The organism is Kitasatospora sp. NPDC056076 (assembly GCF_042266305.1).
GTDB lineage: Bacteria > Actinomycetota > Actinomycetes > Streptomycetales > Streptomycetaceae > Kitasatospora.
This window is the reverse complement of record NZ_JBHJWG010000043.1, coordinates 73,317-81,558: the sequence shown is the minus strand read 5'-3', so window position 1 is coordinate 81,558 and position 8,242 is coordinate 73,317. Positions and strand designations below refer to the sequence as shown.

Genomic DNA, 8,242 nt, shown 5'->3' with positions numbered 1-8,242 from the left:
ATGGCCTGGGCCGCGCCGGTGCGCCTGTGGCCGCGCGGCAACTGGCTGGCGACCCAGAGGTGGGCCGTGGGACCCGTGTGGCGTGCGGGGGCTGGGGCCCGCGCTACCCGCACCGGGTCCCCTGGAGCCACAGCCGTCTGTGCGGTGGGGACGTGCGACGCCGACATGGCGGACAGTCAGTCAAGTGCCGTGGATGTCCGGCTTTGGGCTGGTAAGAGGGCCACTCTTCCAGCTGGCCTCCTGGCATCCCCCGATCGGGCGTACGGGCCTCGAATGCCTGGGATGACCTGCAGCGCAGCGCCTGCCGGGCCTGATCGGGCGACCGGGCGGCGCGTTACCGGGGGCTGCCCGTCAGGAGCGCATAAGGCTGGAGTAGGGTTTGGCCCGCATAAGCATTCAAACCGTGCCCGTGGACGGGTCGCCGGAGGGGCTCACACTCCCCTCCCGGTGCGACGCGAAGGCGGGCGAGACTTCGGGAAGGCGCTACGTGAGTCCCAACGGCTCCGACCGCTCGCCGCGGCGCACGATGCGGCGGAAGCTGCCTCAGGCGCTGGCACTGGGCCTCGTCATCGCGACCGCCACCGGCTGCTCGGCCAACGACCTCCCCAGGCTTGGCCTCCCGAGTCCGGTCACGAAGGAAGGACCCATGGTCCTCCAGATGTGGCAGGGCTCCTGGATCGCGGCGCTGGTGGTCGGCGTACTGATGTGGGGTCTGATCATCTGGAGCGTGATCTTCCACCGGCGCAAGCGCACCGGTGTGGAGATCCCCCCGCAGACCCGGTACAACGTGCCCATCGAGGCGCTCTACACCGCGGTCCCCATCATCATCGTCTCGGTCCTCTTCTACTTCGTCGCCCGCGACGAGTCGAAGCTGACGCATGTCTCCGCGAAGCCGCAGCACTACGTCAACGTGGTCGGTTTCCAGTGGAGCTGGGCGTTCAACTACGAGAACACCGAGACCCCCGACCCGGCCAACAAGGACGCCGCGTACGAAGTCGGTACGCCCAAGGTGGTCCCGACGCTCTGGCTGCCGGTCAACGAGACGGTGCAGTTCCGGCTCACCTCTCGGGACGTCATCCACGACTTCTGGCCCGTCAACTTCATGATGAAGATGGACGTCGTACCGGGCGTGGTGAACAAGTTCGAGGTCACCCCGACCGTCAAGGGTGACTACATGGGCAAGTGCGCCGAACTCTGTGGTTACGACCACTCGCGCATGCTGTTCAACGTCAAGGTCGTCGACCGTGCCGACTACGACAAGCACCTGGCTGAGCTCCGCGCCAAGGGCCAGAACGGTGCGGTGCCTTCCGGCCTCATCAGCATGGGAAGTGAAGAGAAGTGACCATCCTCAACGAGCCCGCCGCGGCCGGCGGGGGCGCCGAGGCCGTCACGGTCGGGGCGCAGCGGACCCGCAAGCCGGGTTCGACCATCATCAAGTGGTTGACCACCACTGACCACAAGACGATCGGCACCCTGTACCTGGGCACGTCGTTCGCCTTCTTCCTGATCGGTGGCATCCTCGCCCTGGTCATGCGCGCCGAGCTGGCTCGTCCCGGGACCCAGATCCTGTCGAACGAGCAGTTCAACCAGGCGTTCACGATGCACGGCACGATCATGCTGCTGATGTTCGCGACGCCGCTGTTCGCGGGCTTCTCGAACTGGATCATGCCGCTCCAGATCGGCGCCCCGGACGTGGCGTTCCCGCGTCTGAACATGTTCGCGTACTGGCTGTACCTCTTCGGTTCGACCATCGCGGTGGCGGGCTTCGTGACCCCGAACGGCGCCGCCGACTTCGGCTGGTTCGCCTACTCCCCGCTGTCGGACGCGGTGCACTCGCCCGGCGTCGGCGGCGACATGTGGATCATGGGTCTGGCCTTCTCCGGCTTCGGCACGATCCTCGGTGCGGTCAACTTCATCACCACGATCATCTGCATGCGCGCTCCGGGCATGACGATGTTCCGGATGTCGATCTTCGTCTGGAACGTCCTGCTGACCTCGGTGCTGGTCCTGCTGGCCTTCCCGGTGCTGGCCGCCGCGCTGTTCGCCCTGGAGGCGGACCGCAAGTTCGGGGCCCACGTCTTCGATCCCGCCAACGGCGGGGCGATGCTGTGGCAGCACCTGTTCTGGTTCTTCGGCCACCCCGAGGTGTACATCATCGCGCTGCCGTTCTTCGGCATCGTGTCGGAGATCATCCCGGTCTTCAGCCGCAAGCCGATGTTCGGCTACTCCGGCCTGATCGCGGCCACCATCGCGATCGCCGGTCTGTCCGTGACGGTGTGGGCGCACCACATGTACGTCACCGGGCAGGTGCTGCTGCCGTTCTTCTCCTTCATGACCTTCCTGATCGCGGTCCCGACCGGTGTGAAGTTCTTCAACTGGGTCGGCACCATGTGGAAGGGCTCGCTGAGCTTCGAGACGCCGATGCTCTGGACGGTCGGCTTCCTGGTCACCTTCCTCTTCGGTGGTCTGACCGGTGTCCTGCTGGCCTCGCCGCCGATCGACTTCCACGTCTCGGACTCGTACTTCGTCGTCGCCCACTTCCACTACGTGGTCTTCGGCACCGTCGTCTTCGCGATGTTCGCCGGCTTCCACTTCTGGTGGCCGAAGATGACCGGCAAGATGCTGGACGAGCGCCTCGGCAAGATCACCTTCTGGACGCTGTTCTTCGGCTTCCACACCACCTTCCTGGTGCAGCACTGGCTGGGCGCCGAGGGCATGCCGCGCCGCTACGCCGACTACCTGGCCTCGGACGGGTTCACCACCCTGAACACCGTCTCGACCATCGGCTCCTTCGTGCTCGGCCTGTCGATCCTGCCGTTCCTCTACAACGTCTGGAAGACCGCCAAGTACGGCGAGAAGGTCACCGCGGACGACCCGTGGGGCTTCGGCCGCTCCCTGGAGTGGGCGACCTCCTGCCCGCCGCCGCGGCACAACTTCCTCACCCTGCCCCGGATCCGCTCCGAATCCCCGGCCTTCGACCTCCACCACCCGGAGATCGCCGCGCTGGACTACCTGGAGAACCACGGCGAGCCGGCCAAGCACCTCGCGGGTGTGACCCCGGCGAAGTACGACGCCCCGAAGCTGGGCAAGGGCAAGCAGGAGGGTGACGCCTGATGAAGGAACAGGGAAAGATCTTCCTGGGCCTGTCGGTCTTCGTGCTGGCGATGGCCATCACGTACGGCCTGTGGACCAGCAACGCGAAGGACGGCCCGGGCCTGGAGGCCGCCGGCACCACCGCGCTGTTCCTGGCCTTCGCGCTCTGCGCCTTCATCGGCTACTACCTCGCCTTCACCGCCCGTCGGGTGGACAGCGGCGCGGGTGACAACCCCGAGGCCGAGGTGGCGGACGACGCCGGCGAGCTGGGCTTCTTCGCCCCGCACAGCTGGCAGCCGCTCTCGCTGGCGCTCGGTGGCGCGCTCGCGTTCATGGGCGTGATCTTCGGCTGGTGGCTGATGTTCTGGGCCGCCCCGATCATCCTGATCGGCATCTTCGGATGGGTCTTCGAGTTCTACCGGGGCGAGAACCAGAACCAGTAGGTTCCGCCTCCGGCGACAGGGCCGGTCCTCCCGTTACGGGAGGACCGGCCCTGCTGCGTCCCGGGGGTGACCGCCTCACTCACCCGGGTGAACGGAGGGTCGCTCGGATGTCGCTCGCCCCAGGGCGTTCCTACGATCTGATCAATCGTACGAATCGTGCGAACCCCTCGGAGGCGGTCATGGCCGACAGGCGCACAATCGCAGGCATCGGCAGCATCTCGCTGGCGCTCGCAGTGCTGGCCCCGCTGGCCGCCTGCTCGTCCGGCCGGGACGAGGCCGTCGGGCCGCACCGGATCGACGCGGGACCGCTCGTCCACCTCTCGGCCGAGGGCAAGGTCGACCCCTCCAAGCCGGTCACCGTCACCGCGGTGGCGGGCAGCCGGCTCACCGACGTCACCGTGGTCGACCCGGACGGCCGGGTGGTGGCCGGCAAGCTCGCCGACGACCAGCACAGCTGGCAGACCACCGGCCGGCTGCGGGCGAACACCGCGTACGCCGTCCGGATCTCCGCCGACGACGGCCGGAACGGGCGCGGCGACACCACCCAGAACTTCTCCACCCTGGCCGCCCAGCGCCTGCTCACCGCCAAGCTCGGCCCGGACTCCTCGGGCAGCGGCGTCTACGGGGTGGGCCAGCCGCTCACCGCGCAGCTCTCCGAGGCGGTGAAGGACCCCCAGGCCCGCCAGGAGGTCGAACGGGCGCTGACCGTGACCTCCCAGCCCGCCGTCACCGGCGCCTGGTACTGGGTGGACGACAAGAACCTGCACTTCCGCCCGGAGGACTACTGGCCGACCGGTACGACCGTCTCGCTGGCCTTCGACGGCACCGGCAGCCGGATCTCGGACGGCCTCTACGGCGGCGACCGCAGCGCGCTGAAGCTGCGGATCGGCGCGCGGGTCGAGTCGGTGATCGACGCGGCCGCCCACGAACTCACCCTCAAGCGTGACGGCGTGACGGTCCGGACCATCCCGGTCACCACCGGCAAGCCCGGCTTCGACACCCGCAACGGCATCAAGGTGGTGCTCGGCCAGGAGCGTTCCGTCCGGATGAGCGGCGAGACGATCGGCATAGCGGCCGGCAGCTCCGAGTCCTACGACCTGGACGTGAAGTGGGCCACCCGGGTGACCTGGAGCGGCGAGTACGTCCACGCGGCGCCCTGGTCGGTCGGCTCCCAGGGCTACGAGAACGTCAGCCACGGCTGTACCGGGATGAGCACCGACAACGCCGAGTGGTTCTACGACAACACCCGGGTGGGAGACCTGGTGACGGTGGTGAACAGCCGCGGCGCCACCATGGAGCCCTTCGGCAACGGCTTCGGGGACTGGAACATCGACTGGACGGACTGGGTCAAGCACAGCGCCCTCGGACAGCCCCTCAGCACCACCGTCCCGCCCGGCCAGGCCCCCGCCGCGGGGATGATGCGGCCCGAGGTCTAGGCCCGGTCCGGCCGAGGCCGTCTCCCAGGGCCCGGGCCGGGCCCTCAGGCCTGCGGGTAGGCCAGGCCCAGGGCGGTGACCACGGCGGCCAGGGCCTCCGGATGGGACAGGCCCAGTCGGCTCGCGCGTTCGGCGTACTCGGCGGCGGCCTCGGCGGCCAGCCGGTGGGCGGCGTCCCCGGTGGCCGCGATCAGGGTGCCGCGCCGGCCGTGGGTCTCCACCACGCCGTCCGCCTCCAGCTCCTTGTAGGCCCGGGCGACCGTTCCGGCGGCCAGCCCCAGCTCCTCGGCGAGGGCCCGGACGGTGGGCAGCCGCAGCCCGGTCGGCAGCGCGCCGGAGCGGGCCCGCTCGGCGATCTGGGCGCGGATCTGCTCGTACGGGGGAGTGGCGGCGGCGGGGTCGACGGACAGCTGCACGGGTGGCTCCTGGGGACGCGGCGGATGCGGGGCCGGCAGGGGTACTACTGGCAGAGGGGTACCGGCGGAGGGGCAAAGGCCGAGGGCCGCTGACCAGATGAACTCTGGTCAGCGGCCCTCGGGGTGACGCGGGCGCCTACGGGATCAGTGGTGGCCGTGGCCGCTGGTGATCTCGTGGTGCTCCTCGGCGGTGGGCTTGGGGATCTGGCTGCCCTCGCCGTAGAAGCCGCGGGAGAGCTTGGCCCGGGTGCGGGTGAGCGCGCCGGCCTTGCGGGCCACGCCGTTCTCGTCCGTCTGGGCCGGCAGCTCGACCGGCTGGTTCTGCTCGTGCGCGGTGAGGGTGTGCAGGTCCTTCGCCGGCAGCTGGGCGTGCACCTCGATGAACTCACCGTGCGGCAGGCGCTTGATGACGCCGGTCTCGCGGCCGTGCAGCACCTTCTCCTTGTCGCGGCGCTGGAGGCCGAGGCACCAGCGCTTGGTGACGATGAAGGTGACGACCGGCACCACGAAGAAGCCGGCGCGCACGAAGTAGGTGATCGAGTTGATCGACAGGTGCAGGTGGGTGGCGAACAGGTCGTTGCCACCACCGACCAGCAGCACCAGGTACAGGCTGATCCAGGCGGCACCCAGGGCGGTGCGGACCGGGGCGTTGCGCGGGCGGTCCAGGATGTGGTGCTCGCGCTTGTCGCCGGTGATCCAGCCCTCGATGAACGGGTAGACCGCGATCGCGACCAGGACCAGCGGGAAGATCATCAGCGGGACGAAGACACCCAGGTTCAGGGTGTGGCCCCACAGGCTGATCTCCCAGCCCGGCATGACGCGGATCAGGCCCTCGGAGAAGCCCATGTACCAGTCGGGCTGGGCGTCGGTCGACACCTGGTCCGGACGGTACGGGCCGTACGCCCAGATCGGGTTGATCGTGGCGATCGCCGAGATGGCGGCGATGATGCCGAAGACCAGGAAGAAGAAGCCACCGGCCTTGGCCATGTAGACCGGCATCAGCGGCATGCCGACGACGTTCTTCTCGGTCTTGCCCGGGCCCGCCCACTGGGTGTGCTTGTGGTAGAAGACCAGGATCAGGTGCGCGACCAGCAGGCCGAGCATGATGCCCGGGATCAGCAGGACGTGGATGGTGAAGAACCGCGGCACGATGTCGTGGCCGGGGAACTCGCCCCCGAACAGGAACATCTGGATGTAGGTGCCGACCAGCGGGACCGCGAGGATCGCGCCTTCCATGAAGCGGATACCGGTGCCCGACAGCAGGTCGTCCGGCAGCGAGTAGCCGAAGAAGCCGTCGAACATGCCGAGGACCAGCAGCAGGAAGCCGAAGACCCAGTTGATCTCGCGCGGCTTGCGGAACGCGCCCGTGAAGAACACGCGCATCATGTGCACGAGCATCGCGGCCACGAAGACCAGGGCGGCCCAGTGGTGGATCTGGCGGATCAGCAGACCGCCGCGGATCTCGAAGCTGATGTCCACCGTCGAGGCGTACGCCTCGGACATCCCGATGCCCTTGAGCGGCACGTACGAGCCGTTGTAGACGACCTCGGCCATCGACGGCTTGAAGAACAGCGTCAGGTAGACACCGGTCAGGATGATGATGACGAAGGTGTAGAGGCAGATCTCGCCCAGCATGAAGGACCAGTGGTCCGGGAAGATCTTGCGCAGGTTGGCCTTGGCGAGGGAGTAGATCCCCAGCCGGCCGTCCGTCCAGTCAGCCGCGGACTCCCACTTGTTGGCGGGGTTCGCACGCGTGCTGGAGGGCTTGGCGGCACCGGTCTTGGTGCTGCTCGCGCTACTCATCGAGCACGCTCCCAGAAGCTCGGGCCGACAGGCTTCTCGAAGTCGCCGGTGGCGATCAGGTTGCCCTGCTCGTCAGTGGTGATCTTCAGCTGCGGCAGCGGGTGGCCGGCGGGGCCGAAGATGACGCGCGCGCCGTCCGCCAGGTCGAAGGTCGACTGGTGGCAGGGGCAGAGCGCGTGGTGGGTCTGCTGCTCGTACAGGCTGATCGGGCAGCCGACGTGGGTGCAGATCTTGGAGTAGGCGAGGATGCCCTCGAAGCCCAGCTCCTTGGACTTGTCGTCCTTGATGTCCTCCGGCGCGATGCGCACCAGCATCAGGGCGTCCTTGGCGATGCGCTGCTGGAAGTCCTCGTCGTGGGTGGTGAGCCCCTCCGGCATCGCGAAGGTCAGCGAGCCGATCACGAGGTCCTCGGGCTTCATCGGCTGCATGGTGCTCATGTTGACGAGCTGCACCGGCTTGGCCGGGGTGGCCTCCTTCCAGCCCGTCTCCTGGAGCTTCTTCTCCGGCAGCGGGCCGAGGTCGCGGAGCAGGACCACGCCGGAGAGCGGGACCAGCGCCATCGACCCGATGAGGGTGTTGCGGATCATCTTGCGGCGACCGAAGCCGGACTCGGCGGCACCGGTCTTGAACTGGTCGATGACGTCGTTGCGGACCTCGTCGGAGGCCTCGATCGGGTGACGCTCGGCCGGCAGCTCGACGTCCGACATCAGGGTGCGGGCCCAGTGGACCGCGCCCGCGCCGATCATGAACAGCGCGACGCCCAGGGTCAGGCCGAGCGCGAAGTTCAGCGCGCTGACGTGGCCCAGCGGGAAGATGTAGACGATCTTGTCCGGGTCGATGGCCACGTACGAGGCGATGAAGCCGATCGTCGCGAGCATCGAGACCACGAACATCAGCGAGACCTGGCGCTCGGCCCGCTTGGCGGCCTGCTCGTCGATGTCGGTGCGGCGGGGCTCGTGGGCCGGCAGGCCCGGGTCGGCGAACGGGTTGCCGTGGTCGGCCACCTCGCCGGCGGAGCCGTGCGGCTCCGGGAGCTTCTCTTCTGACATGT

The 8,242-nt window shown here is 68.4% G+C and carries 7 protein-coding genes; 4 read left to right on the top strand and 3 right to left on the bottom strand.

Going from position 1 to position 8,242, the window contains the following annotated elements:
- Positions 1 to 487: 487 nt before the first annotated feature.
- The 4 genes from coxB to ACFC1T_RS29465 all read left to right on the top strand — a co-directional run bounded on the left by coxB (position 488) and on the right by ACFC1T_RS29465 (position 4,972).
- Positions 488 to 1,342, top strand: a complete 855-nt coding sequence (gene coxB / locus ACFC1T_RS29480) for a cytochrome c oxidase subunit II (protein ID WP_375893319.1) — start codon at positions 488 to 490, stop codon at positions 1,340 to 1,342.
- On the top strand, positions 1,339 to 3,114 hold the full coding sequence (gene ctaD, locus ACFC1T_RS29475; RefSeq protein ID WP_375893317.1) for a cytochrome c oxidase subunit I: 1,776 nt from the start codon (positions 1,339 to 1,341) through the stop codon (positions 3,112 to 3,114). The genes coxB and ctaD overlap by 4 nt, the downstream gene beginning before the upstream one ends.
- On the top strand, positions 3,114 to 3,536 hold the full coding sequence (locus ACFC1T_RS29470; protein WP_375893315.1) for a cytochrome c oxidase subunit 4: 423 nt from the start codon (positions 3,114 to 3,116) through the stop codon (positions 3,534 to 3,536). Before ctaD ends, ACFC1T_RS29470 begins: the two co-directional genes overlap by 1 nt.
- Before the next feature lie 179 nt (positions 3,537 to 3,715).
- Positions 3,716 to 4,972: an Ig-like domain-containing protein gene (locus ACFC1T_RS29465; RefSeq protein WP_375893314.1), complete on the top strand. Its 1,257-nt coding sequence runs from the start codon at positions 3,716 to 3,718 to the stop codon at positions 4,970 to 4,972.
- Positions 4,973 to 5,016: 44 nt separating this feature from the next.
- Here ACFC1T_RS29465 and ACFC1T_RS29460 read toward each other — a convergent pair whose 3' ends face one another.
- From ACFC1T_RS29460 to ACFC1T_RS29450, 3 genes are all read right to left on the bottom strand, one after another.
- Positions 5,017 to 5,388, bottom strand: coding sequence for a GntR family transcriptional regulator (locus ACFC1T_RS29460; protein WP_375893312.1), 372 nt, complete (start codon positions 5,386 to 5,388; stop codon positions 5,017 to 5,019).
- A gap of 144 nt (positions 5,389 to 5,532) precedes the next feature.
- On the bottom strand, positions 5,533 to 7,191 hold the full coding sequence (locus tag ACFC1T_RS29455) for a cytochrome bc complex cytochrome b subunit (RefSeq protein WP_375893311.1): 1,659 nt from the start codon (positions 7,189 to 7,191) through the stop codon (positions 5,533 to 5,535).
- Positions 7,188 to 8,240: a Rieske 2Fe-2S domain-containing protein gene (locus tag ACFC1T_RS29450; RefSeq protein WP_375893309.1), complete on the bottom strand. Its 1,053-nt coding sequence runs from the start codon at positions 8,238 to 8,240 to the stop codon at positions 7,188 to 7,190. The genes ACFC1T_RS29455 and ACFC1T_RS29450 overlap by 4 nt, the downstream gene beginning before the upstream one ends.
- Between the last annotated feature and the right edge of the window lie 2 nt (positions 8,241 to 8,242).

Excerpts from the sequence above, each read along its gene's own strand:
- ACFC1T_RS29470 (WP_375893315.1), top strand. The coding sequence starts at position 3,114 with ATGAAGGAACAGGGAAAGATCTTCCTGGGCCTGTCGGTCTTCGTGCTG.
- ACFC1T_RS29465 (WP_375893314.1), top strand. The coding sequence starts at position 3,716 with ATGGCCGACAGGCGCACAATCGCAGGCATCGGCAGCATCTCGCTGGCG.
- ACFC1T_RS29455 (WP_375893311.1), bottom strand. The coding sequence starts at position 7,191 with ATGAGTAGCGCGAGCAGCACCAAGACCGGTGCCGCCAAGCCCTCCAGC.
- ACFC1T_RS29450 (WP_375893309.1), bottom strand. The coding sequence starts at position 8,240 with ATGTCAGAAGAGAAGCTCCCGGAGCCGCACGGCTCCGCCGGCGAGGTG.